This is a genomic window from Arthrobacter sp. B2060 (assembly GCF_059090445.1).
The window spans coordinates 902,073-926,445 of record NZ_JBNHFR010000001.1 but is presented as its reverse complement, the minus strand read 5'-3'; the positions used below and the strand labels follow the sequence as shown (position 1 = coordinate 926,445).

Annotated in this window: 25 protein-coding genes; 14 read left to right on the top strand and 11 right to left on the bottom strand. The window is 66.2% G+C overall.

The features are described 5' to 3' along the window. Positions 1-627, bottom strand: coding sequence for a TetR/AcrR family transcriptional regulator (locus AC5RUM_RS04395; RefSeq protein ID WP_494033774.1), 627 nt, complete (start codon positions 625-627; stop codon positions 1-3). Positions 628-748: 121 nt separating this feature from the next. Here AC5RUM_RS04395 and AC5RUM_RS04390 point away from each other — a divergent pair, with 121 nt between their 5' ends. Together AC5RUM_RS04390 and AC5RUM_RS04385 are read left to right on the top strand one after the other, a co-directional pair. Beyond that, on the top strand, positions 749-1,315 hold the full coding sequence (locus tag AC5RUM_RS04390) for an NAD(P)H-dependent oxidoreductase (RefSeq protein ID WP_494033773.1): 567 nt from the start codon (positions 749-751) through the stop codon (positions 1,313-1,315). Positions 1,316-1,529: 214 nt separating this feature from the next. Then, positions 1,530-2,462 (top strand): GerMN domain-containing protein, encoded by a 933-nt coding sequence (locus tag AC5RUM_RS04385; RefSeq protein ID WP_494033772.1) that lies wholly within the window; start codon positions 1,530-1,532, stop codon positions 2,460-2,462. Between the two features lie 57 nt (positions 2,463-2,519). On the opposite strand, the gene AC5RUM_RS04380 is transcribed toward AC5RUM_RS04385, so the two are convergent. After that, positions 2,520-3,389 (bottom strand): isocitrate lyase/PEP mutase family protein, encoded by an 870-nt coding sequence (locus tag AC5RUM_RS04380; RefSeq protein WP_494033771.1) that lies wholly within the window; start codon positions 3,387-3,389, stop codon positions 2,520-2,522. 111 nt (positions 3,390-3,500) lie between these two features. Between AC5RUM_RS04380 and AC5RUM_RS04375 the strand changes: the two genes are divergently transcribed. The 3 genes from AC5RUM_RS04375 to AC5RUM_RS04365 all read left to right on the top strand — a co-directional run bounded on the left by AC5RUM_RS04375 (position 3,501) and on the right by AC5RUM_RS04365 (position 5,983). Beyond that, positions 3,501-4,814, top strand: coding sequence for an aminotransferase-like domain-containing protein (locus tag AC5RUM_RS04375; RefSeq protein ID WP_494033770.1), 1,314 nt, complete (start codon positions 3,501-3,503; stop codon positions 4,812-4,814). A 112-nt stretch (positions 4,815-4,926) separates the two neighbouring features. Then, complete coding sequence (locus tag AC5RUM_RS04370) at positions 4,927-5,358, top strand: universal stress protein (protein ID WP_494033769.1); 432 nt, start codon at positions 4,927-4,929, stop codon at positions 5,356-5,358. 286 nt (positions 5,359-5,644) lie between these two features. Next, positions 5,645-5,983, top strand: coding sequence for a hypothetical protein (locus AC5RUM_RS04365; protein WP_494033768.1), 339 nt, complete (start codon positions 5,645-5,647; stop codon positions 5,981-5,983). A 57-nt stretch (positions 5,984-6,040) separates the two neighbouring features. Here AC5RUM_RS04365 and AC5RUM_RS04360 read toward each other — a convergent pair whose 3' ends face one another. The 5 genes from AC5RUM_RS04360 to hisC all read right to left on the bottom strand — a co-directional run bounded on the left by AC5RUM_RS04360 (position 6,041) and on the right by hisC (position 11,804). After that, on the bottom strand, positions 6,041-6,643 hold the full coding sequence (locus tag AC5RUM_RS04360) for a phosphatase PAP2 family protein (RefSeq protein ID WP_494033767.1): 603 nt from the start codon (positions 6,641-6,643) through the stop codon (positions 6,041-6,043). Positions 6,644-6,731: 88 nt separating this feature from the next. After that, a complete protein-coding gene (locus AC5RUM_RS04355; RefSeq protein WP_494033766.1) occupies positions 6,732-8,249 on the bottom strand; it encodes a dihydrolipoamide acetyltransferase family protein in 1,518 nt (505 codons plus the stop codon). A gap of 76 nt (positions 8,250-8,325) precedes the next feature. Continuing rightward, positions 8,326-9,306 carry an alpha-ketoacid dehydrogenase subunit beta gene (locus AC5RUM_RS04350; RefSeq protein ID WP_494033765.1) on the bottom strand — a complete coding sequence of 327 codons (981 nt, stop codon included), beginning with the start codon at positions 9,304-9,306 and terminating at the stop codon, positions 8,326-8,328. Further along, positions 9,306-10,538: a pyruvate dehydrogenase (acetyl-transferring) E1 component subunit alpha gene (gene pdhA / locus AC5RUM_RS04345; protein WP_494033764.1), complete on the bottom strand. Its 1,233-nt coding sequence runs from the start codon at positions 10,536-10,538 to the stop codon at positions 9,306-9,308. The genes AC5RUM_RS04350 and pdhA overlap by 1 nt, the downstream gene beginning before the upstream one ends. 147 nt (positions 10,539-10,685) lie before the next feature. Continuing rightward, a complete protein-coding gene (gene hisC / locus AC5RUM_RS04340; protein WP_494033763.1) occupies positions 10,686-11,804 on the bottom strand; it encodes a histidinol-phosphate transaminase in 1,119 nt (372 codons plus the stop codon). 70 nt (positions 11,805-11,874) lie between these two features. Here hisC and AC5RUM_RS04335 point away from each other — a divergent pair, with 70 nt between their 5' ends. Further along, on the top strand, positions 11,875-12,303 hold the full coding sequence (locus AC5RUM_RS04335) for a phage holin family protein (RefSeq protein ID WP_494033762.1): 429 nt from the start codon (positions 11,875-11,877) through the stop codon (positions 12,301-12,303). 37 nt (positions 12,304-12,340) lie between these two features. Here AC5RUM_RS04335 and AC5RUM_RS04330 read toward each other — a convergent pair whose 3' ends face one another. Further along, positions 12,341-13,816, bottom strand: a complete 1,476-nt coding sequence (locus AC5RUM_RS04330) for a hypothetical protein (protein ID WP_494033761.1) — start codon at positions 13,814-13,816, stop codon at positions 12,341-12,343. Beyond that, positions 13,816-14,121: a hypothetical protein gene (locus AC5RUM_RS04325; protein ID WP_494033760.1), complete on the bottom strand. Its 306-nt coding sequence runs from the start codon at positions 14,119-14,121 to the stop codon at positions 13,816-13,818. Before AC5RUM_RS04325 ends, AC5RUM_RS04330 begins: the two co-directional genes overlap by 1 nt. A gap of 258 nt (positions 14,122-14,379) precedes the next feature. Here AC5RUM_RS04325 and purB point away from each other — a divergent pair, with 258 nt between their 5' ends. The 4 genes from purB (at position 14,380) to AC5RUM_RS04305 (ending at position 17,778) form a co-directional block, all read left to right on the top strand. Continuing rightward, on the top strand, positions 14,380-15,822 hold the full coding sequence (gene purB, locus AC5RUM_RS04320) for an adenylosuccinate lyase (protein ID WP_494033759.1): 1,443 nt from the start codon (positions 14,380-14,382) through the stop codon (positions 15,820-15,822). Between the two features lie 113 nt (positions 15,823-15,935). After that, complete coding sequence (locus AC5RUM_RS04315; protein ID WP_494033758.1) at positions 15,936-16,601, top strand: histidine phosphatase family protein; 666 nt, start codon at positions 15,936-15,938, stop codon at positions 16,599-16,601. 172 nt (positions 16,602-16,773) lie between these two features. Further along, positions 16,774-17,277, top strand: coding sequence for a GNAT family N-acetyltransferase (locus AC5RUM_RS04310; protein ID WP_494033757.1), 504 nt, complete (start codon positions 16,774-16,776; stop codon positions 17,275-17,277). Positions 17,278-17,343: 66 nt separating this feature from the next. Further along, the gene (locus tag AC5RUM_RS04305; protein WP_494033756.1) at positions 17,344-17,778 is read left to right on the top strand and encodes an acyl-CoA thioesterase; all 435 of its coding nucleotides are present in this window, start codon (positions 17,344-17,346) and stop codon (positions 17,776-17,778) included. Positions 17,779-17,867: 89 nt separating this feature from the next. On the opposite strand, the gene AC5RUM_RS04300 is transcribed toward AC5RUM_RS04305, so the two are convergent. Together AC5RUM_RS04300 and AC5RUM_RS04295 are read right to left on the bottom strand one after the other, a co-directional pair. Continuing rightward, complete coding sequence (locus tag AC5RUM_RS04300; protein ID WP_494033755.1) at positions 17,868-18,899, bottom strand: FAD-dependent monooxygenase; 1,032 nt, start codon at positions 18,897-18,899, stop codon at positions 17,868-17,870. 166 nt (positions 18,900-19,065) lie between these two features. Further along, a complete protein-coding gene (locus tag AC5RUM_RS04295; RefSeq protein ID WP_494033754.1) occupies positions 19,066-20,028 on the bottom strand; it encodes an SMP-30/gluconolactonase/LRE family protein in 963 nt (320 codons plus the stop codon). 204 nt (positions 20,029-20,232) lie between these two features. On the opposite strand from AC5RUM_RS04295, the gene AC5RUM_RS04290 reads away from it, so the two are divergent. The 4 genes from AC5RUM_RS04290 to AC5RUM_RS04275 all read left to right on the top strand — a co-directional run bounded on the left by AC5RUM_RS04290 (position 20,233) and on the right by AC5RUM_RS04275 (position 24,333). Further along, positions 20,233-21,111: an amino acid-binding protein gene (locus AC5RUM_RS04290; RefSeq protein ID WP_494033753.1), complete on the top strand. Its 879-nt coding sequence runs from the start codon at positions 20,233-20,235 to the stop codon at positions 21,109-21,111. A 253-nt stretch (positions 21,112-21,364) separates the two neighbouring features. Beyond that, positions 21,365-22,729 carry an MFS transporter gene (locus AC5RUM_RS04285; RefSeq protein WP_494033752.1) on the top strand — a complete coding sequence of 455 codons (1,365 nt, stop codon included), beginning with the start codon at positions 21,365-21,367 and terminating at the stop codon, positions 22,727-22,729. A gap of 81 nt (positions 22,730-22,810) precedes the next feature. Next, positions 22,811-23,494, top strand: a complete 684-nt coding sequence (locus tag AC5RUM_RS04280) for a GntR family transcriptional regulator (RefSeq protein WP_494033751.1) — start codon at positions 22,811-22,813, stop codon at positions 23,492-23,494. Next, positions 23,491-24,333 (top strand): aspartate/glutamate racemase family protein, encoded by an 843-nt coding sequence (locus tag AC5RUM_RS04275; RefSeq protein WP_494033750.1) that lies wholly within the window; start codon positions 23,491-23,493, stop codon positions 24,331-24,333. Before AC5RUM_RS04280 ends, AC5RUM_RS04275 begins: the two co-directional genes overlap by 4 nt. Positions 24,334-24,373 lie beyond the last annotated feature (40 nt).

Genomic DNA, 24,373 nt, shown 5'->3' with positions numbered 1-24,373 from the left:
CTACTCCGGGATCCCGCCCTCCGCAGATCCGACCACGCGCGTGACCAGCTCGCGCCAGGACTCCTCAAGCCGCTCCGGGGAAACTCCGTGCACGCGGACGGTGTGGAGCAGCCGTTCCGCATCCAGGGTGGCACTCAGCGACATGGCCATGAGCCACGCGTCCGCGTCGAAGCCTGCGTCGAGCAGCAGATGCTCGATATGCCTGTGCCACAGCACCACGGCGGGAACCTCAAAACGGTTGTACACAGAATGGTCGGCAGCCCGGGCGAGGTCGCCGTATTCCAGGATGTAGCCAATGCGGCCGGCGCCGAACGCGATGAGCCGTTCGAGGGGAGGCGCCCCCGGGCCCAGGGGCGGAGGGCCGAACATGAAGCGGCCCTGGAACTCGGCCTCGGCATCACTGAGCAGCGTCATCATGAGCCCGGCCCGGCTGCCGAAGCGTCGGAAGATTGTTCCCTTGCCCACGCCTGCCCGTTCCGCCAGTTTGTCCATGGTGAGGCCATCCGCGCCGCACTCCTCGATGAGCTGCCGGGCTGCACACAGAAGCAGTTCCCGGTTGCGGGCGGCGTCGCGGCGCTCCGGACCGGAGCCGCCGGGCATTCCGGAGCGGATTGGGATGAGGCTCACATAAATCATTCTAGACTGGGGAATAATATCCGGACCGTAGTCCGTTTAGTATCGGTGAAGGCAAAAAACGCCTCGACAACCAGCCGCCGCGGACGCTCCGCGGCTGACACTAGGAGTTCACATGTCCAAGAACACCGTACTTGCCCTGGTCGGCAGCCTTCGCGCCGATTCCCACAACCGCAAACTCGCCGAGGCTATCCAGCTCAACGCCCCGGAGGATCTCGAAATCGTCATCCACGAGAGCCTTGGCAACCTCCCCTTCTACAACGAGGACATTGACGTCGAGGGCCAGGTCCCGGAGGCCGCCGCCGCCCTCCGCGCCGCAGCGAATGACGCCGACGCCCTGTTGCTGGTCACCCCCGAACACAACGGAACCATGCCGGCGTCGCTCAAGAACGCCATTGACTGGCTGTCCCGCCCGTACGGCGCCGGCGCCCTTGTCGGCAAGCCCACCGCCGTCGTCGGCACCGCCTTCGGCCAGTTCGGCGGTGTCTGGGCCCAGGACGAGGCCCGCAAGGCCGCCGGCATCGCCGGCGCCCGCGTCCTCGAGGACGTCAAGCTCGCCGTTCCGGGCTCCATGGTCCGCTTCGCCGAGACCCACCCGAAGGACGACGCCGAGGTTGTCGAGCAGATCCAGGGCATCTTCAGCGCCCTTGCCGCCGCCGAGAAGGCAGAGGCCGCAGCCTAGCCCAAGCCACACCTCCCATCCCCCCGAGGCGCCCCTGGCAACGTGACAGTTGCCGGGGGCGTTGGCGTCCCGGCGCGCACCGGCCGGCGCCGTGCAGCGCAACCATTCCGTAACTGAGCTGCGGCCGAACTGTCACCGGCACTCCGTTCCACGCCGACTTCCACCGCACTACCGTTGATATACGGGACGCGCGAGCGGGAAGTGCGGTGCAGTCATGAGGACCAGTCAGTGCGGCAGGACGCTGACGACGGCGGCTGTTGCCCTATGCCTGCTGCTTCCGTTGGGGCTGGGCTCTTGCGTGTCCGTCCCGGCCTCACCGGGCGGGAACGCTGTGGAACAGGCTCCTGCCGGCGGGCAGGGCCTGACCGCCCCCGACCCCCGACCCGCCCCGGCACCGGAACCTGCCCCTGAGGGTGCTGCGCCTGCGGCACCGCCGGCGGTTCCGGGCGGAAAACCGGCCCAGGGATCCGGCGCGGAGTCGGCCCTCGGGTCAGGCGCGGGCACGAATTCCGTCCCGCAGGACTTTGCGACCCCGGTTCCGCCCGCCGTCATGCCACCGGAACCGCCTGCGGAGGGATCCGCTGAGGGACCGGTTGCAGGATCCGCAGGCGGACCAGCCATCCACGAGCAGCCTGCAATTGGGGCACCAGGCCCTCCGGCGCCGGGCACGGGGACTGAAGGTTCGGCAGCCGGACCTGCTGCGGGCTTCGGAACGGGCGCCGGGAGCGGCCCAGGCGGGGCAGAGGGAGTCCCCGCCGGCACGGCAGTGTACTACGTGGCCGTGGACGACGGCGGCAGTTCCGGCGTGCGCTTCGGCTGCAACGACAGCCTCGTCCCCGTGCGCCACACGGACCCCGCGATCCGCGAGCCGCTTCAGGCAGCCATGAGCCAGCTTCTGTCTGGAAGCGGGACACCGGCTGGGCTGTACAACGCCCTGGAGTCATCCGCGCTGAAGTACGTTTCCGGCTTCCTGGACGGGGAGACGGTGGTGGTCAACTTGAGCGGAGCGGTTCAGCCCGGCGGCACCTGCGATATCCCGCGGATTGAGGCCCAGCTGACCCACACGGCCGTGACGGCCGTCGGCGCCGTCCGGGCGGAGATTTACGTCGACGGCGTCAGGCTGGCAGACGTCCTGAGCCTGCGCTAAGCACACGCCGCCTGATTCACCACATGCGAGTCACGCACATGCGTCACCAGGCGCGCGTCACTCACGTGCGTTGGCCCGGGTGAAGAGAGCGTCCATCTCGGCATGGCTTCGAGCTCCGGCCAGCTTGGACCAGTTGCCGTCGCCCAGGACTTCGGCAGCCACCCTGGACACCGTTGCGTAAGCCGCCTTCGCGGTATTGCCGCCGATACTGATCCGCCGCACGCCGGCGTCGTGCAGTTCCCCGACTGAGGGGGCCCCCACGCCCGCCAGCGCGTTCAGCGGCGCAGGGATCCGCCGGGAGAGCTCGTGCAGGACATGCAGGTCTGTTACGCCGGGGACGAAGATCCCGTCCGCACCGGCCGCCAGGTATGCCGGGGCCCGCCGCAGCGTTTCCTCGAAGGCCGATTCCGGAAACCGCCCGGACAGGTAGGTGTCCGTCCTGGCGTTAATGAAGAGCCGCACCCCATGCTCCTCCGCCAGCCTCCTGACGGCCCCGATCCTGCGGGCCTGCTCCGCGACGTCGGTGAGCGGCTCACCTCCGGAGTCCTCGATATTCACCCCCACAGCCCCGGATGCCAGGACCGCCGAGATGGTCTGCTCCAGCTGGGCATCGTCGAAGGCGCCGTCCCTGCCGGCGTACCCCGTTTCGATGTCGGCCGTCACCGGCAGGTCCGTCGCGGCCGCAATCCTGTTGAGCGCCGCCACGGCGAGGGCACGGGGCAAATGGTTGCCGTCCGGAAAACCCAGGCTCCAGGAGATAGCTGAGCTTGATGTGGCCAGAGCCTGCGCACCGGCCTGCTCCACGAGCTTGGCCGAGGCCGCGTCCCACACATTCACCAGCACCAGCGGCACCGGCCCTTCAGCGTGGAGTTCCCGGAAGGCTGCGGCCTTGTCCGACTGGGCAGGAAAGGACTGGTACGTGGTCATGGCTCCATTCCATGCCCTCGGCGTGCCCGCGTAAAGGACCTGGGCTTCGAATAGCGCATTTCGTGAACAATTGTTGCCTTACTGACAACAGCTGGTTGTATCCTAGGGACTGTGACCCACGAGACACTCGACGCCGCCGCAGCCGTCCTCCCCGCCGAAGCCATTGACGCGATTGAACGGGCGGCAACGTCCTCGCATCGCCACGAAGGACTTTTTTCGGAGCGCGCCGCGAACATCAAGCAGTCGGCTGTCCGAGACGTCTTCGACATCTCGCTGCGCCCTGGGCTCGTCTCCCTGGCGGGCGGCAGCCCCTACCTCCAGTCGCTGCCCCTGCAGAGGCTGGGCCAGACCGCTGCAGCGATCATCGCCGAACAAGGCCTGACCGCCCTGCAGTATGGCAGCGGGCAGGGCACGGAAGAGCTTCGCACCCAGATCTGCGAGGTCATGGCCGCCGAGGGCATCCTGGACGCGCTGCCCGAAAACGTGGTGATCACCGCCGGCTCCCAGTCGGCCCAGGACGTGGCCACCAAGGTTTTCTGCAACCCCGGGGACGTCGTCCTCGTCGAGGAACCCACCTATGTGGGCGCCCTGAACACCTTCGAGGCGTACCAGGTCCAGGTTGAGGCCGCCGCAATGGACGACGACGGCCTGGTGCCCGAGCTTCTCGAGGCCAGGATCGCCGAACTCCAGGGCGCCGGGAAAAACATCAAGTTCCTCTACACGATCCCCAACTTCAACAATCCCTCGGGAATCACCCTGGCGCAGGAGCGGCGCCAGCGGATCGTCGATCTCTGCCGCCGCGCCAACATCCTGGTGCTCGAGGACAACCCCTACGGCCTTCTCCGCTTTGAGGGGAAGCCACTGCAACCGCTGCGGGCCGCTAATCCGGACGATGTCATCTATATGGGGTCGTTTTCCAAGATCTTCGCGCCGGGGCTGCGCATCGGCTGGGCGCTCGTCCCCGCCCATTTGCAGCGCCGATATTATCTGGCAGCCGAGGCCGTGACGCTGTGCCCGCCCACGCTGAACCAGATGCTGGTTTCGGCTTACCTCAGGGACTACGACTGGAAGGGACAGATCGAGACGTACCGGGGACTGTACGCGGAACGCTGCCACGCCATGCTTGCTGCGCTGGAGAAGTACATGCCGGACGGGCTGACATGGACACGGCCGGAGGGCGGCTTCTTCGTGTGGGTGACACTTCCGGAGGGCGTGGATACGTACCCCCTGCTCCGCAAGGCGATCGATGCCGGCGTCGTCTTCATCCCGGGAGCTGCCTTCAGCCACTCGGCCGAACCTTCCAATAAGCTTCGCCTGGCCTTCAGTGCTGTGCCTCCGGAACGCATCGCCGAAGGTGTGCGCCGGCTTGCGCCGGTGCTAAAGGAAGCCATCGAGCCACAAGCCACAGGGCACCCGGCCAGTTGACCCGCGCTGCGTGTCGGGCCGGCGCTGTAGCCTAATGATGGACACCAGCCGGGCAGACGCAGGATGCGAACATGCAGCCCGCCCGGATGCTGCGAACGAAAGAGAGTGGATCATGAGTGGAATCATTGTTGTCGGCGTGGACGGCAGCGCCACAGCACGCAAGGCCGCAGAGGCGGCCCGGGACCTGGCAGTGGCGCTGGGGGCGACCCTGCACGTCGTGTCGGCTTTTGATACCGACCGGACCGAGGTTTACGGCAGCGGCACCGATAAATGGATCGTCTCCGATGCCGGCGCGGCCGAGAAAGTTGCCAAGGACGTTGCCGCTGGCCTCGCCGTCGCGGGGCTCACTGTGACCTACTCGGCGGCCCGCGGCAAGCCGGCCGAAGCCCTCGTTAAAGAGGCGGAACGCTCCGACGCGAGGATGATCGTTGTAGGCAACCGCCGCATGCACGGCCTGGGACGGGTGCTGGGCAGCATCGCCAACAGCGTTGCCCACACTGCGTCCTGCGACGTCTACATCGCCAACACCTACGGGGCAGACTAGGCCAGGACAGACACACATCGTATCGGGAGGCCGTGCCGACGGGGCACGGTTATTCCCGGATCATGGTGCGGGGCCAGCCGGCCGGGGCCGTGCCGCAGTCGGTGAGGCGGGCACCCGGGTATTGAAGGGGACCAAGAGGCCACGCCCGGCTTGACCGGCGTCACGCCTCTTGGTGGGCAGTCTCACCCGGCTTTCCGGGCATTGGCGTGTGGTCCAACGGTAAAATTAATGGTGCCCCCGATGGTGCGGACAGCCCAGCACCTACCAGCGCCAGGACCCAAAAAAAATGCTTACGCTTCAGCGACGCCAGCTCGTCGGCCACGACATCCTTCTTGCCCGCCACGGCAACCACATCTGCTCGATGCGGCTGGACCGCAGCTCGGGACGGGTCATCGCCCTGCTGGACGACGGCTCCGTGGACAGCGCGCCGAACCTCATCTCGCCGGACCTGCAGCTTCCTGAAACCATGCAGAGCGTCCTGCGGAACGACTGGAAGTTCCTGGCCACCGTGTCCGGCTGCGTGGCCGGCCTCGCCGGGGTCATGATCGCCGCCGCATTCAGCCTCGCCGGCCTCTCTGCCGATCCCGCTCTGGCGGAACTGATGACCACGTACCAGGCGTACTAAACAGCTCTCCAACGCATGCTCCTGGCACGGACGTCAGATCCCCGGTGACCTACGGGTTCAACGAGCGAGGATCATCAGCTCCCTCAGCAGCCACCACAATCCGGACGCCACACCGCCGCCAACCAGCACGCCCATCACAACCTCGGCCACGGTATGTGCGCGCAGCACCACACGGGACCAGCTGACTGCAGGGATCAGCAGCATCAGCGGAAGCCACGGCGGGCCCAGCATTAGGACGGCGATGCCCGTAGAGAGCGCGATCGCTCCTGCGTGCCCGCTGATTTTCCAGAAGAGGCTAATCACGGCAAGCAGCACCACGCTCCCGACGATCGTCAGGACCATGACAATCACGCTGACGGGCGCGTTGACGACGCTCAGCACGCCCAGGCCAGCCAGCAGCGACAGCATGGCCATGCCCATCACCGGTGCCCGCTGGCGGCGTTCACTGACGTGATGATCCGTGACCTTGCCCAGCCGCACCAGCAGCAACACGGCGGCGAACGGCAACACACAGACAAACAGCACGGCCAGCGCGCCGAACCAGATGGTCCCCGGGAAACCCGGTTCAATCACCGGGCTGAGCATCAGCAGCGCAGCCACGGTGACCGGCGGCTGGAAGACCGCCGAGAGGAACAGCGCCACGCGGTTGCGGATGACCATGACCGTTTGCTCTCGCCCCGCGCGGGGACCCTCCGTCATCCGGTGAACTGACGCCGCAGGCCGGGCTCCCGGCGGGTCAGGAAGCCGATCAATCCAGCAGGAGGGCAGGCTCTTCAAGGATGGCGGCGACGTCAGCCATGAAGCGCGCGGACAGATCTCCGTCCACAACACGGTGGTCGAAAGACCCGCCAAGAGTCGTGATCCAGCGCGGAATGACCTCGCCGTCCAGCACCCAGGGTTTCTGCTTGATCGTCCCGAATGCCACGATGGCCACCTCGCCCGGATTGATGATCGGGGTTCCGGTATCGATGCCGAGGGCACCGATATTCGTGATGGTCAGCGTGCCACCCTGCATCTGGGCAGGCTGGGTCTTGCCGGCACGCGCGGTGGTGGCAAGATCATTCAAAGCCAGCGCCAGCTCCTTCAGAGAGAGATCCTGGGCGTTCTTGATGTTCGGAACCATCAGTCCGCGCGGCGTGGCCGCGGCAATGCCCAGGTTCATGAAGTGCTTGACCTGGATCTCAGCCGAATCACCACCGGGGTTGTCCACCCAGGTGGCGTTGACGCTGGGGTTGCGGGCCGCAGCCCAGATGACCGCCTTGGCCAGGATCAGGAGCGGTGAGACTTTGATGCCCTCGAAATCTCGCGAGGCCTTCAGCCGCTTGACGAACTCCATGGTCCGGCTGGCGTCCACGTCCACGAAAATGCTGACGTGCGGCGCGGAGAAGGCAGAGTCCACCATCGCCTTGGCAGTGGCCTTGCGGACGCCCTTCACCGGGATCCGTTCGATCCGCTGCTCCTGTGGCCGGCCCGACCTTCCCCAGAACGTGTCCGCCTTGTCCAGCTCCGCGTCACGCTGGGCCTGGTAGCTGACCAGATCCTCCCTGGTCACCTCACCTCGGGCGCCGGTGGGAATCACATCGGCCAGATCGATTCCCAGGTCCCGGGCGATCTTGCGAACCGGCGGCTTGGCCAGCACCTTGTTCACCAGTCCGGTGATGGCGCCGCCCAGTGTGGGCTTCTCTGCGGCGGAACCGCTATGCGAGCCCGTCGAAATCCCGGGCTCGGCCAGTGGAGCGGGACCGCGGGTCTCACTCGGCCCGGCCGCCGGGGCGGCACCGCCGGTCTCGACCGGCCCGGCCACAGGCTGGGCAGAAGCCTTCCGCGGACGGCGCTTGACGGCGTCGGCCTTTGGGCCGGAACCCACCAGCGGACCGCCGGCCAGCCCGCCGGCCGCGGCGCCGCCGTCGGAAGTGGTTGGATTGGTGTGCGGGTGCTCGTGCAGCTTCCCGTACATGAGCGGCTCGGGCTCGCTCTCCTGCAAGGCGGGCAGCGGGACGTCGGCGGGAGTGGGATCCCCGGAGACGGCGTCGGAGACGCTGATGATGGCCGTGCCGACGTCGACGGTCACTCCCTCGGGAACCAGCAGTTCCGTGACGGTGCCGGCGAACGGGGAGGGCAGTTCGACGAGGGACTTGGCGGTCTCGATCTCGCAGAGGACATCGTTGATGGCCACCGTGTCGCCCGGCTTGACCTTCCAGGAAACGATCTCGGCCTCGGTCAGGCCTTCGCCCACGTCGGGAAGGTTGAACTTGTTAGTCGTCATGGGGTCCTCGGGTTTCGAAAGCTCAGGCTGGCCGGTGCCCGGAGGCGACCGCAGGCATAAACGTCAGTGCGAAGCGTCAGTAGCTAAAAGCCCGGTCCAGCGCCTCAAGGATGCGGTCAATGTCCGGAAGATAGTCCTCTTCCACCTTGGCCACGGGGTATGGCATGTGGAAGCCGCCCACGCGGATGACTGGGGCTTCGAGGGAATGGAAGGCGCGCTCACCGATCCGGGCGGCGATTTCGCCGCCGATGCCACCGAACGTCGGAGCCTCGTGGGACACGATAAGCCTGCCGGTTTTCTTTACCGACGATTCGATCGTGTCGAAGTCGATGGGGGAAATGGAGCGGAGATCGATGACTTCGATACTGCGTCCGTCCTCCGCGGCGGCATTTGCCGCGGCGAGTGCCACGGGAACCAGCGGACCGTAGACCACCACGGTGGCGTCGGTGCCTTCCCGGACCACGTGGGCCTTGAAGGGGTCCTCGGCCAGTCCCGCCGTCGTCGTGTCGACTTCACCCTTGAGCCAGTAGCGGCGCTTGGGTTCGAAGACGATGACCGGGTCCTGGCAGTCCACGGCCTGCTGGATCATCCAGTAGGCATCGTGGGGGTTGGACGGGGTGATGATGCGAACGCCGGCGGTGTGCGCAAACAGCGCTTCCGGCGACTCCGAGTGGTGCTCGATGGATCCAATGCCGCCGCCGTACGGGATGCGGATGACGACGGGGACGGTCAGGTTTCCGTTGCTGCGCGAGTGCATCTTGGCGAGCTGCGTGGTGATCTGGTTGAAACCCGGGAAGACGAAACCGTCGAACTGGATCTCACAGACCGGCAGGTAGCCCCGCAGCGCCAAGCCGATGGCCGTGCCGATGATTCCAGATTCGGCGAGCGGGGTATCAACTACGCGGTCCGCGCCGAACTCGCCGATCAGGCCATCCGTCACCCGGTAGACGCCGCCGAGGGGCCCGATGTCCTCGCCCATCAGCAGGGCCTTGGGGTTGTTGCTCAGCGTTGCGCGCAGGCCCTCGTTGATGGCCTTGGCAATGGTCATGGTGGTCATCAGTGGCCAGCTCCTTCTGCGGTGTCCTCGCCGGCGAAACCAGCGGTGTACTCCTCGAACCAAGCCAGTTCCTCCGCCACAAGCGGATGCGCCTCGACGTACGTGTTGGCAAAGGCCGTGCGGATGTCCGGGGTTTCCAAATCGTAGGTGGACTTGCGGATGTAGGCTGCCAGCTCGTCGCCCTCAGCCGCCACCTGCCTGAAGAATGCATCATCGGCCATGTCCTCGGAGCGGAGGTACTTCTCCAGCCGCTCCAGCGGATCCTTGGCCCGCCACAGCGCTTCCTCGGAGGATTCGCGGTATTTCGTGGGGTCGTCAGCTGTGGTGTGCGCGCCGACGCGGTAGGTGAAGGCCTCGATCAGCACCGGCCCGTTGCCCTGCCGTGCGTGCTCCAGCGCCCACTCGGTGACGGCGTGCACGGCAATGACGTCGTTGCCGTCCACCCTGATGCCCGGGAAGCCGTAGCCCTTGGCCCGGTTGGACAGCGGGATGCGGGTCTGCACTGCTGTGGGCACGGAGATGGCCCAGTGGTTGTTCTGGCAGAAGAAGACCACGGGCGCCTTGTAAGACGATGCAAACACCATGGATTCGTGAACGTCGCCCTCAGAGCTGGCGCCGTCGCCGAAGTAGACCATGACGGCAGCCTTCGGCTCGGCCGCTCCGGACTCCGCCATGCCGTTGGCCTCCGCGAGGCGCTGGTCGCGCTGAATGCCCATGGCATAGCCGACGGCGTGGGGTGTCTGGGCAGCCAGGACCAGTGTGTACAGGTGGAAATTGGTGTCCTTCGGATTCCAGCCGCCATTGGAGATGCCACGGAACTGCCGCAGGAGCTCGGCGAGGTCGACGTTCCGCGTGAGGGCCACACCGTGCTCGCGGTACGTGGGGAAGATGTAGTCCTGGGGCTGGCTGGCCCGCCCGGAGCCTATCTGCGCAGCCTCCTGGCCGGTCAGCGGAACCCAGAGCGCCAGCTGGCCCTGGCGCTGGAGCGCTGTGGCCTCCTGGTCGAAGCGCCTGATCGCGGCCATGTCGGCATAAAAGCCGCGCAGCTTTTCCGCATCCAGCCGTTCGGCATACTCCGAAAACATGGCGTTCGTTCCGAGCTTGCCGTCCGGGCCAAGCAGCTGGACCATCTCGACCGGCGGCTCGCCCAGGGCAGCCTCGGCCTCGGCCTCTAGCTGGTCATCCACTTCTGTTCCGTCGAACTCGGTGGAGGGCAGATGTGTGGCGCCCATACCGTCTCCTTGCTTGCCGCATCCGGATGCGTTGCAATGTCGCTGGGATATATGCCCCGCACGGAATGCATTCCATGTGCGGCATATATTTTGGCTTACTGTTCCTTACTTTATCCGGCGTAACTACCGTGGGGCAGTTGTTAACCGCTAGGAACGCCTCGGGGGTTTTGTATAAACCGCACAGAGCTCGAGGAAGCGGGTATTCGCCTCCACCTCGCCGATGCTGACCCGGACGCCCTCGTTACCGAAAGCACGCACCGAAAGCGCCCGCTCCCCCGCCAACTGGGCGAACTCGGCGCTATTCTCGCCCAGATCCAGCCAGACGAAGTTCCCCTGAGCCTCCGGAACGAACCAGCCCAGATCACGGAGACCGGCTGTTACGCGGTCCCGCTCCTCCACCAGGCTTTGTACCCTTTCTACAACCTGATCGAAATTCTGGAGGGACACCACGGCGGCCTGTTCCGCGATCTGGGACACCGCGAAGGGTGTGGCGGCCACGCGGAGGTACTGCGTCAGTTCCGGCTGGGAGATGCTGTAGCCCACTCGCAGCCCGGCGAGGCCGTGTGCCTTGGAGAAGGTCCGAAGCACCACGACGTTGGGGTATTTCCGGTACATCCGAATGCCGTCCACGGCGTCATCCGCCCGTATGAATTCCTGGTAAGCCTCATCGATGACCACCACCACGTCCGAAGGCACTGCCCTGATGAACCGTTCCGTTTCCTCGGCCCTCAAGATCGGACCGGTGGGGTTGTTCGGCGTGCACAGCAGGATCACCTTGGTGCGCGTGGTCACGGCGGCCGCCATGGCCTCAAGATCGTGACGGCCGTCCGCGGTGAGGGGAATACGCACACTCTGGGCGCCGGCCAGGCCAACGCAGATGGGATACGCCTCGAAGGAACGCCACGCGTAGATCACTTCGTCGGCTTTTCCGTCGTCGTTCTGGCCGGCGAAGGCGCTCAGCAGCTGGTTGAGCGCCCCAAGGCTTCCTGCGCCGGTGACGATGTCCTCGGCCGGCACCTCGAGGAAGTCCGCGAGCGCGGTCCGGAGCTTGGTGCTCAGGGGGTCCGGGTAGCGGTTGAAGTCGGTCTGCGCAGCGATGGCCTCGGCTACGGCCGGAATCGGCGGCAGCGGGTTCTCGTTGGACGACAGCTTGTAGCTGGCCAGGCCGTCAACGGCGACGGGTGGCTTGCCTGCGGCATAGCGGGGCAGCCGGTCAACAACCGGCCTCGGCCTGACACCGCCAGCCATAGTCTCTGATGAAGTCATGCCAACTAGCCTACTTCGCCCGTCTGCCGCGGGTGCGCCCGCATCCCGCGAGGTATGACAGCATGGGCGCATGCGTTCTTTCATCGTTCGGGTGCTCATCAACGGACTGGCACTGTGGATTGCCAGTTGGATTCTCCCCGGGCTGGACATCACCACTTCGGCAACGACCGATGCGGTGGCTAACGCCGGCGTCAGCCAGGGGACCGATGCTGCCGGCATAGTCCTGGCTTACCTCTTTGTCGGACTGATTTTCGGGCTGGTCAATGCTTTCGTTCGTCCGATCGTCAGTTTCCTTTCGCTGCCCATCACCATCCTCACCCTGGGGCTCTTCACGATCGTCATCAACGCGGCCATGCTGTACCTGACATCGTGGATCAGCAGCTACACACCGGTGGACTTCACGATTGACTCCTTCTTCTGGACTGCGGTGCTGGCGGCAATCATCATCACCATCGTTTCCCTGGTGGCCGACAGGATCCCGGGGGCACGCCACCGGTAATTGCAGGCCGCTGCGGACCGTCCACACCGGGAGCCGGCTACCGACCACCGGGCGGGCGGATGTCTAGCTGTTCCACAGGGCGGGCGGGCGCACCTTGGCGCCCTGATTCCTGCGGCTTCGGGGTGCGGACGAGCTGGAAGCGCGTTGCCGTGGCCGCCCCGCCGGAACCCACGACCCCGGCGAGCACGCCTGTTGACGCCATGAGGGACGGATCGCTGCTTGCGGAGACCGCCCGGGCACCGGCTTCATAGTTCGTGAGCCTGTGGCCCGGACCGAGCCCCGGAGCCTCGCCTGAGGGCGTCAGCACCCGGTTCTCGAGCGTGACGGTGACGCGGTCCCGGGTGTCCGGGTTGATTGCCCCCTCGCTCCCTGGAACCCAGTCCTGCCGGTGTTCCAGGTGCAGGCTGCTGATGCCCGGCTCAGGATGGATTCCGCCTACGGGGGAGCCCGCGGTCAGCACGTACTTGAGGTCGTACTCCGCGAGGAAGGCCTTGTCCTGGCTCAGGTTCATGGCGTGGATCCCGCCCTGGCTGTAGCCAACGGCGACCACCTGGGCGCCGGCCTCTGCCCCTGCCTCCTGCAGCGCGGACCGGATGGCGGCACTCGTATGCTCCGAGCCGTACCCGAGTGCTTCGACGATTCCGGCCTCATCGAACGGGTTGGGGCCGCCCGCGTCTCCTGGCTGCGTGCCGGGAACGATGACGACAAAGGCCTCGTGATCCCCGCTGCCCGTCCTGAGGATTTCAATCGTGCCCCGGCCCTCCTCATCAACGGACCGCGCCCTGGACAGGAGCCCGGCAGGGGAGGCATCGAGGACGACATCCGTGCTGGGACCTCCGATCGCTTTGAGGTCGCGGGGTTTCAGGTGGGGCGCCAGACCCTCAGCCAGCGCACGGACAACGATAGGGATGCCCGAACCCTGCATCCCGGTCGCTCTCGCCATGTGGATGGCCTCGGTCACCCGCTCGGGCCTCGCCCCCAGAAGGGCCACGATGAACGGATAGTTGCCTGCGAGCGCCTCTGTACTGTCCCTGTTCAGCAGCCGGCTGAGGTCAGGACTGTAGGGGTTAGGGAACCCGCCGAGGAGCATATCCAGGAACTGCGGCAGCCACAGCTTCAGGGAGTCCGTGCCCAGGCGCAGGTTGGACAGGGTTCGCTGTTCGGCCCCCTCGTACTCCTGCAGACAGGCTTGCACCTGGCTTCCGATGTCCTGCAGTTCCTCCCGCACTTTCGCCACAGCACGCCGCCCTTCCCCTGTGGCGTTGAGCGCTTCGACCCCGCTGGACGGTGGATCGTTTTGATATTGCCCCAGCTCCGCCCAGATCCTGTGCGCAGCGATCTCCACTGCCGCCAGGTCCCCCGCGAGGCCGTCCAGGCCCCGCACTCCAGCGTCCAGCTCCTCCAACTGAAAGGCGATGCCCCCTACTCCGCCCCGGACCGAAAAATGGCCGTCCGGCTCCGGCTTCAGTGGCCGGAGCGGCCCGCCGCTCCCCCACGGCGTCACCTCAGCCATCAGTAGTCCCCTGTTCCGGTCCGCATCGACGACAACGACACGTTCCGGGCATGCCGACGGATGACCTGCGCGGCGAGTTCCATACGCTCCTTGGCCCTCCGCAGGGCAGCTGCCTGCAGCCCGATGCTCGCCCTGTACGCCGTGCCAGCAGGGGACTGCCAGTCCTCCAGCTGCAACTGCGAAAGCCGGACCAGAACAGCATCGAGCTGTCCCGCACAAACGTCGGCCCTCCCCGCCAGGAGCTGCACCTCAAACTGCCGCGAAGAGCACGACGCCGCGTCCGCGGCGGTAATGCTGGCGCTCATTCAAGTTCCCCCTCTCCTTCCGGCTGCCGACGCTGTCTGTCCGCAAACCTGTCCCAGACCTTGCCGGCGGACCTGACGGCAGATCCTGCCGGCGGCCGCGCTTTCTGCCTCTTGCGGACAAAACTAGGGCGCCCTGTCCCCCGCCGGAACACCCGCCGTCGGCTATGTGGACAGCCGCCCAGGACGCAGGCTGGGGAGGGCAAGTCACAAGCAACCGCGTGCTTCAGCGGGCAGCGGAGTTCATGAAAGAATCAGCTCATGCCTGAAACTGCCGCCACAGCTGACACCCGTACGCCCTCCGGACGCCTGGCCCTCGCCGCGTCACCGGAACAGATCGCGCTCGGCCCGCTGGACGGCCGCTACCAGTCCGCCGTCGCGCCGCTCGTTGACTACCTGTCCGAGGCCGCCCTCAACCGTGACCGGGTCGCCGTCGAAGTAGAGTGGCTCATCCACCTGACCAGCAACAACGTCCTCCCGGGGGCCGGCCCGCTGACCTCAGACCAGCAGGACCAGCTCCGGGCGATCGTCACCGAATTCGACGCCGCCTCCGTCTCCGAGCTGGCCGAAATCGAAGCCGTGACCGTCCACGACGTCAAGGCAGTGGAGTACTATATCGGCCGCCGCCTGCCCGCCATCGGCATCGAGCACCTGACGGCCATGGTGCACTTCGGCTGCACGTCCGAAGACATCAACAACCTCTCCTACGCGCTCGGCGTGAAGGGTGCTGTGGAGGACGTGTGGCTGCCGGCCGCACGCGCCCTCGTGGACCAGATCAGCGAGATGGCCGAGGACAACCGCGCCGTCCCCATGCTGTCGCGCACCCATGGCCAGCCCGCCACCCCCACCACGCTGGGCAAGGAACTCGCCGTCATCGCGCACCGCCTCACGCGGCAGCTGAACCGCATCGCCAAGACCGAGTACCTCGGCAAGATCAACGGCGCCACCGGCACGTACGCCGCGCATGTGGCCTCGGTCCCGGGCGCCGACTGGCAGCAGGTTTCCAAGTCCTTCGTCGAGGGACTGGGCCTCACCTGGAACCCGCTGACCACGCAGATCGAAAGCCACGACTGGCAGGCCGAGCTGTATGCCGATGTCGCGCGGTTCAACCGGATCCTGCACAACGTCTGCACGGACATCTGGAGCTACATCTCGATCGGCTACTTCGCCCAGATTCCTGTTGCGGGTGCCACCGGCTCCTCCACGATGCCGCACAAGGTCAACCCGATCCGCTTTGAAAACGCCGAGGCCAACCTGGAGATTTCCTCCGGGCTCCTGGACGTGCTGGGCTCCACGCTGGTCACCTCCCGTTGGCAGCGGGACCTCACGGATTCCTCCAGCCAGCGCAACATCGGGGTGGCGTTCGGCCACTCGCTGCTGGCCATCTCCAACGTGGCCAAGGGCCTGGAGCGGCTGGACGTAGCGGAAAGCGTTCTCGCAGAAGACCTGGACACCAACTGGGAAGTCCTGGGCGAGGCAATCCAGATGGTTATGCGCGCCGAGGCGATTGCCGGAGTCGAGGGTATGGAGAACCCGTACGAACGGCTCAAGGACCTCACCCGCGGGCAGCGCGTCGACGCCGCACGCATGAAGGAGTTCGTCCAGGGCCTGGGCCTCTCCGCTGAGGCCGAGGCGCGGCTGCTGGCCCTGACGCCGGGCAAGTACACCGGCATCGCGGACCAGCTGGTGGACCATTTGAAATAAAGGACGACGGCGGTGCCGGGCTTCGCGGTCCGGCGCCGCTTCCTTTCCCGGCCTGCTTTCGGAAAAGCGCCCCGGATCCCTACCTTCCCGACGATGACAAGGACATGTGAATCATGAGGCTGCTGCTCATCCGCCACGGTGAAACTCCCGGGAACGTGTTGGGGCAGCTGGACACAGCGCACCCCGGACCCGGGCTGACGCAGCTTGGAGAACGCCAGGCGGAAGCGTTGCCGAGGGCGCTCGTGAATGAGCCGATCAATGCTCTTTACGCCTCAACGCTCCTCCGGACCCAGGTCACCGCTGCGCCGCTGGGGCGTGAGCTCGGCCTGGACGTGAAGGTGTTGGACGGGATCCATGAAATCGAGGCCGGCGCCCTTGAGAAGCTGACCGACCACGAGGCGCACCGGCGGTACATGACGACGGTCTTCGCCTGGAGCGACGGTGACTTCGACCGCCGGATGCCTGCAGGGCCCGACGGGCACGCGTTCTTTGAGCGCTACGACGCTGCCATCGCCAAGGTGGCCGCCGCTGCTGACGACGCCGGCGCCGTCGCCGTCGTTAGCCACGGCGCCGCCATCCGCGTCTGGGCGGGCCTGCGGGCAGACAACATCGACATGCAATTCGCGGCAAGGCACGTGCTCGCAAACACCGGCATCGTAGCCCTGGAAGGGGATCCCGATGCCGGCTGGACTCTCATCCACTGGGACGCCAGCCCGGTGGGCGGCCTGGCCCTGGCGGATCCGACCGCCGAAGACCCGATGGGTCGCTCCGCGGGATAGCCGTACTGCCGGCCGGCCGGCTGTTGGGTACCGGACCTGAGGTTGTGCCCCGGTATTGTCTGGACAGCATTGTCTGAACAGTGTTCTCTGGACGCTTACGCACGGGAAACACAGTGGTAACCACGCGTCCTTACCGTTGATGTGCATAACCCTTCGGCGAATCGAGGCAGAGATGCAGACCAACCCCAGGCTCAACATCCGCAAAGTCAGCTGGTCCAACCCGGTGGGTGCCGACCTGCGGGCTGCCCAGCAGGCAGAGCTCGATGCACGCTTTGGCAGCACCGATCACGAGCCCGGGCCTAAGCCGTCTGAAGTGGACACCGCTGTCTTCCTGGTGGCCTACGACAAGGGGTCGGGCCAGCCCGTAGGCTGCGGGGGCCTGCGGCTGCTGGATTCCTCCACCGCCGAAATCAAGCGCCTGTATGTTCTCCCGTACACCCGCGGCTCCGGCGTGGCCAGCTCCATCCTCGCAGCCCTCGAGGCGGAGGCGTACGCCCAAGGCATCACCCGCGTCACTGCAGAGGCAGGCTCGGCCCAGCCCGACGGCAGGAACTTCTACGAAAACTCCGGCTTCGAACAGGTTCCCAACTTCGGTCCCTACATCGGCGTCGAGCACTCCTACTGCTATGCCAAGTCCATCAACGCCCGCAGCGCGGCGCATACGGCCATGGCCTGACCCGGTCCGGACCTGGGCGTACGTCACACTCGGAACTGGCCGTCCGCCGTCGACTAATCTCGCAGTATGGCAACCGCAGACATAACTTTCCGTACCCGCAAGTGGGTCCGCCCCGAGGACCTCAACGCCAACGGCACGCTGTTCGGCGGGAGCCTGCTGAAGTGGATTGACGAGGAAGCGGCCATCTACGCCATCCTCCAGTTGGGCAATGGCCGGGCCGTCACGAAGTACATCTCCGAGATCAACTTCGTCAGCTCCGCTGTGCAGGGCGACCTGATCGAAATGGGCCTGACAGCCACCCGGTTCGGCCGCACGTCCCTGACCATGCGGGCCGAGGTCCGCAACATGATCACGCGCCAGAGCATCCTCACCATCGAGGAGATCGTGTTCGTGAACCTTAGCCCCAACGGCAAGCCGGAGCCGCACGGCTACACCGAGATCACCTACGACCGCGACCGCATTCCCACGCACCACCTCACCGAGACGCGCGCGCGGGACTAGCGCACCGCCGTCGTCCGCCCTCCCGTTGAACGCCTCGCCCGCTGGGGCGGGCCCGCCTGCTTTTCGTGCCGGTTGCTGCGCCGGCGTGCTTACCGGGCCCCGAGCCGGAGCAGCCGGTCCCGCAGCGGCTGTGCCTGTTCGGCGAGGGCGAGGCGCGTCATGGCGGAGGAGGCCACCCGCAGGATCCGGGTCCGGAGCAGCCTCTGTCTGTTGTATTCCCTGAGGGCCTCGCCCACCGGCCTGGTGTTGAGGAGTTCGGCGAGCGTCACGGCGTCGACGAGCGCTTCGCACGCGCCGCGGCCCAGGTTGGGCGTCATCCCGTGCGCCGCGTCGCCCACGAGGACAGCCCCTGGCTGCACGAAGCTGCCGAGGTCCGGAGCTGTCCAGATCCGCTGCGCGAGCGTTGATTCCGGCGTGGCCTGCTCCAGCACGTTCCTGACGGCCGAAGCGCCGGCGTCGCACCGTTCCCGTGCACGCGCCAGCGCTTCAGCGGCCCCGACACCTGCCGGCCCGAGTTCCGAGCGGAAGGAGGCATACCAGTACGTCCTGCCGCTGGAGGCCGGGGTGATGCCAAAGAGCTGCCCGCGCCCCCAGTACTCACCGCCGGCGTTCGCCTCAACGGGCACGGGAAGAATACCGCGCAGTGCCACGTAGGGCGTCAGCCTGGCGTTGGCCTTTGGACCCCAGAATGCGCGGCGGACCACGCTGTGGACACCGTCCGCGCCGACCAGCAGGCCGGCGGCCAGCGGTCCTGTGGCGGGGATGTCGTCCACCTTGCCCTCCGCCCGGCGCACGTTCCTGGGTACGGCGGCGTCAAGGATTCTGATCAGGTCTGCCCGGGACACACCCAACACGCCGCGGACTTTCGGTGATACCCATGCGTCACCCCCGGCATCCCGCAGGGCCATCCCGCCGAAGGTGGCGCCGACTGCCCTGATCTCCGGAAGGATCCCGAGAACGGCCAACGCGCCCTGCGCCTCCGGCCACATGGCGAGGGAGGTTTCCACCGTCGGCAGACCGGGCCGCTGCTCGTGGATGGTCACGTCGAAGCGGTGCGGGTCGAGACCTGCCGCAAGTGCAAGGCCGGCAATGCCTCCGCCGATGATGGTTATGGCTTCCATGGACCGATGTTAAGCCCGACGGCGGCTGGCAGCCCTTCGGATCCAGCCCGCTCGGAGCGGCCCTCTTCCACACGACCGGCCCTCAGCCGCATGACCGGCCCGGGCCGGGGCCGGTCAAGCGGACCGCGGCCGGTCATGCGGGGAGAAGCCGGTGACGAGCGGTCAGCTAGGAACGGGCCTTGACCACGACCACCTCAAACGTCTTCGCATTCGGGACCATGAACTTCGCGTTCACGGCGGCGAGCTTATCCCCAAACAGGGCCGCCGTCGTCGGAATGTTGAAGTTCTTGTTCTTGATGACCTCCCTGACTGTTCCTGAGAGCGCGCGGAAATCCACGGAGACGCGGCTGATCTGGTTGGAGAAGTTCTGGACGGCCCAGATGGTGCTGTCCTTCACCACGATGCCGTCGACATTCGGGAGGGTCAGGCCCTTGATCTGGGCGCTGGCTCCGGTCCTGGGGTTGACGGTGTACAGGGCCTTGTTGCCGGAGTGGGCCACCACCAAGGTGCGATCATTCCGCGCACTGGCGATGCCGTTCAGGTTGAACTGATCAGCTGTGTCAGATGCGGGCCCCGTCAGTTTCAGCGTCCGGACCTTGCCGAGATTGCCTTCGTCGCCAACGGGCACGAAGTAGAGCTCGGCCTGCCGCGAGTTGGTGAACCAGGCGCCGCGGTCGGTGAGCGCGACGTCATTGATGAAGGCTGCCTTCGTCGTCAGCTGGATCGTCTTGACGGTCCTGCGGTCGTCCGTGTCATACACATAGGCCTTGCCGGACGCGCCCCCGGCCACGAAGAGGAGGTCATTCTCGTTGTCAGCCTTCAGCCCCACGGCAACCCTGCCGTCAGGCACATCAATGAACTTCTTGGCAGTTCCCTTGCGGATGTCGCCGCGGAAAATGTCTCCTGTGGCGAGGTCACCCGCGTAGAAAGTGCTGCCTTCGCCGGCCGTAATGCCTTCCGCCCCCTTGGCGCCGGGAAGGACGATGACCGGGAGCCGGTCTTTGGTGTTGTCCTCGCTGACAGATGCGGCCGATGCGAGCGGAGCCGGGACGAGAAGAGCCGCGAGGGCGGCCAGACCGGCGGCTGCACGACGGCGTGCGGAACCTGAATTTTTTGTACTGAGGCGCATGATGCTCTCCGGAATTGGGTGATTTTCCGTGCGAGCTGGCCGTTGTACGGGAGCTCCGCACGTTGGTCCCTTCAGTGTAGATTCGGCCGATATGCCTGACCAGATGTGCCGGGAAACCGCAATCCAGCGGCACAAAACCATTCGTTCCCCAGTTCGGAACGCCGGGGCAACGCGTCCGTAACACCGGCACGGCAGGATGCAACCATGAAGCCCAAAGCACCGCTCCCTGCCACGGCTGACCTGAGCTGCGAAGTCTGCGGGCAGATGCCCGAGCCTCCAAAGTCCCGCCTCACGGTGGCCAACGTTGCCGTGATGCTTCCCATCGAACTGCTGGTGCACGCCCTGGTGGTGCAGACGCACCTGCCCTATGTGGCGAAGGTACTGGTCCTGACACTCACCGCCACCGTCCTGGTGATCTGGGTGGCGGAGCCCTCCGCGGCACGCATCCTGCGGCGCTGGCTCCACGCTCCGGCGCTGCGGCACCGGCGGCGTCTCGGCACCGCCCCCGCCCTGTGGCGGGCACGGACCATCCTGCGGGACCAGCCCGGTTCCCTGAAGAAAATTACACGGTCACTGGAGTTGCTCGACACCAACATCCTGAGCATCCACGTCCACCCGGTGCGCGGCGGCGTCATGGATGAGTTCGTGCTGTCGGCCCCCGGTGAACTCAGCGAGCGCCAGCTGCTTGACGCACTGGCGGACGGAGGCGGCAGGCAGTCGCAGGTGTGGCCGACCACCGCATTGGCGATGGCGGACGGCCAGACCAAGGCGCTGAGCCTGGCTGCCCGTATCGCGGCAACGCCCGATGAACTTCCGCTGGCCGTGGCGGAACTGCTGTCCGCCCGGATACTTGATCCGGGGTCGGAAACCGCCCGGATTCCCGGGGAAACGAACGACGCCGGCACGCTCCTTAAGATCCCCACCGCCTGGCACGGCCCCATCACCTTCTACCGCCCCGGGGAACCGTTCACGCCCGCAGAATCCGCCCGGGCGCACAGGCTCGCGGAGCTCGCCGAGATCCTTGCCCACGTGCCCTCATCCACGGCTGAACCGGATGCGGATCCGGTACCGGCGGGGTCATAGCCGGAAACGGCAGTCACAATCTGTGATTAGCGGCCATTCGGCCCAACTTCGCCAAAACCCTTGACAGTGTGACGGGTCACTTCTAACTTAGATTTTGGGATCCCAAAACGGGATCCCAAAATGAGCGCAAGGCGCTTCCGGAATTGCCGCTACAGGCCCGCTTAAAGTTTTCCGCCGCTCAACCCGCGGCCGCTTATTCGAATCATCAAGACCCGTTTCCCTGTCCGTAAAACTTCCCTGAAAAGGAGAAGCTGTGTCTATCCCCAATACCGAAACAGCGACTACAGAGGCTCAAGGCACCACAGAAGCCTCCGCTGGCCAGAAACCCGGCAAGGACGGCGTGCAACGGCGCACCACCGTCCGCTGGAAGCTCTTCCTGCTCCTACTGGTGCTTGTCGCCGTGAACTACATCGACCGCGGGTCGATTTCCGTGGCGCTTCCCATCATCCAGAAGGAATTCAACCTTGCACCGGAGCTGGTCGGCCTGCTCCTGTCCGCCTTCTTCTGGACATACGCCCTGATGCAGATTCCCGTGGGCTGGCTGATCGACAAGTTCGGCCCGCGCAAGGTCATGACCGCATCGTGTGTCGGCTGGGGCGCGGCGACGGCCGCCTCCGGCTTGGCCGGCGGATTCCTGAGCATGTTCATCGCCCGGATGGGCATTGGCGTCACCGAGGCCGGCGTCATGCCGGCCGGCGGAAAGCTCAATGCCATCTGGATGCACAAGTCCGAACGCGGCCGCGGTGCCACCATCCTGGATGCCGGCGCTCCGCTGGGCGCAGGTCTCGGCGGCATCATCATCGCAGGCCTGATTGCCTCCACCGGCAGCTGGCGCATGGCCTTCATCATCGCCGGTGCCGCCACGGTCCTCATGGGACTGGCGGTGTGGTGGTACGTCAGGGACAACCCCCGCGAGCACCGCGGCGTCAACGATGCCGAGGCCAGCTACATCGAAGCCTCCCATGCAGCAGAGGATGCGGAGGCTGAGCTGGACGGCAGCAAGGGCAAGCGCGCCCTGCTTCCCTACCTGAAGTTCCGGTCCTTCTGGGCCATGTGCTTTGGCTGGCTCGGCTTCAACGGCGTCTTTTACGGCCTTCTGACCTGGGGTCCTCTCTATCTGGCGCAGGCCAAGGGCTTTGACCTGAAGACCATTGGCTGGTCCACGTTCGTGATCTTTGGCGCCGGCTTCGTCGGCGAAATCCTGGGCGGCAGCATCGCCGACAAGTGGCGGGCAGCCGGCGCCTCGGCCAACCGCGTCATGCGGACGCTGCTGGGCATTTCCAGCGCAGTGGTCATCGGCGGCCTGGTCGGGGTCACCGTGGTGCCCGACCCCACCACCGCCGTTGTCCTGCTCTCGTTGGTCATGTTCTTCCTCCGCTGGGTTGGCCTCTTCTGGAGCATTCCCTCCATCCTGGGTGGCAGGACCAACGCCGGCGTATTGGGCGGGGCCATGAACTTCAGCGGCAACATCTCCGGCTTTGTCACACCCATCGCCGTCGGCCTGATCGTCGGCGCCACCGGCTCATACACATGGGCGCTGCTGTACTTCGTGGGATCCGCCATCGTGATGGGAGTGTCCGTGCTGACCCTCAACTACAACAAGCGGCTTCCTGTCTAAGCTGGCAATCCTAAGCCAGCCACGCAGTGCCACCTCCCGCCGCCGGGAGTGCAAGCCATACAAGAATCCGAATGGAGCACCATGCTTACCGCAGAAGAGACCCAGGACAAGGAACGCCCCCTTCGCGAGGCTGTCCGGGACACCCTCCGCACCCGGATATTTGAAGGGCATTACGCTCCCGGCACGCGGCTGGTTGAACGCGACCTCGCCGCGGAATTCAACGTGTCACGGCTCCCTGTCAGGGAAGCCCTGCGCATGCTCCGCCAGGAAGGCCTCATCAGCGACCGGGGAGCCCGCGGCGCGGAAGTCAGCACCCTCAGTCCCAAGGACGTCGAGGACCTGTTCGATGTCCGGCAGTCCCTGGAAGTGCTGGCCTGCCGGCTGGCCGCCGTCCGCGCCACGCCTGAGGAGCTGTCCCACCTCAAAGGTCTGCTCGACGAGGCGGAGCTTTGCCTCGCCAGGGGTGCCGTGATGGAAGCCCACCGGGCCAACAGTGAATTCCACGATGCCATCACCGGCATCGCCGACAACAACTTCCTCAAATCCGCACTGGAACCCCTCCAGGGACGCATGCACTGGCTCTTCCGCCATGTCAGCGACCTGCCGGAGCTGATCCAGGAACACCGCGACCTTTACGATGCGATCGCCAGCGGCGACCCCGACCGGGCGGCCGCCCAGTCGGCGTCGCACATCGGCAAGTACCGGGAGCAGTTCCCCGAGGACTTCCAGAAAACCGAACCCACGCTGCATCGGAAGAAGAAATGAAACTGCTCGTCATCAACCCCAACATCAGCGACGACGTCACCGCCCTCATAGAGTCCGAGGCCCTGCGCTCCGCAGCCCCGGGCACGGAACTGACGGTCCGCACGGCCGGCCACGGCGTGGAGTACATCGAAACCCGTTTCGAGTCCCTCATCGCGGCAGGCGCCGTCGCGGAGATCATTGCCGAGTACTGCACCGCTGTCGACGGCACTGCAATCGACGCCCCTGCTATCGACGCAGCTCCTGTCGACTGCGTCGTGGTTGCCGCCTTCGGCGATCCCGGCATGCCGGCGCTGAAGGAACTCACAGACGTGCCGGTCATCGGCATCACGGAGGCGGCGCTCTGCGCGGCCGCCCTGCAGGGGCACCGCTTCTCCATCATCGCCATCTCGGACCGGATCCGGCCGTGGTACCTGGACTGCGTGGAGCGGTTCGGCCTTGCCGGCAGGCTGGCCTCCATCCGCTCAATCAATGAGTCCCTGAATGCCATCGGCTCCGTGCAGCAGGACTTCAAGGAAACCCTGCTGGCACTCAGCCGGCAGGCCGTCGCAGAGGACGGAGCCGACGTCGTCATCCTGGCGGGTGCTCCCCTCGCCGGGCTTGCCCGCGACCTTCGGGGTCAGATTCCTGTCCCCGTGGTGGACGGCATTTCGGCCGGCGTCCGCATGGCAGAGGCCGTGGTGGGGCTCCAGTCCGGGCCGCACCGCGCCGGCGCCTTCGCCCCTCCACCGGTCAAGGCCCGCAAGGGACTTTCCGAAAACCTCGACGCCGCGCTGGCGGCAGCCCAGACAGCAGCCCATGCCGCCGCTCCCGCAGCTCCGGCCGCGACCCCTGCCACCTAGGGCGCCGGCCAGCCCGTCCAACCCGCTTCCCCCGATAAGG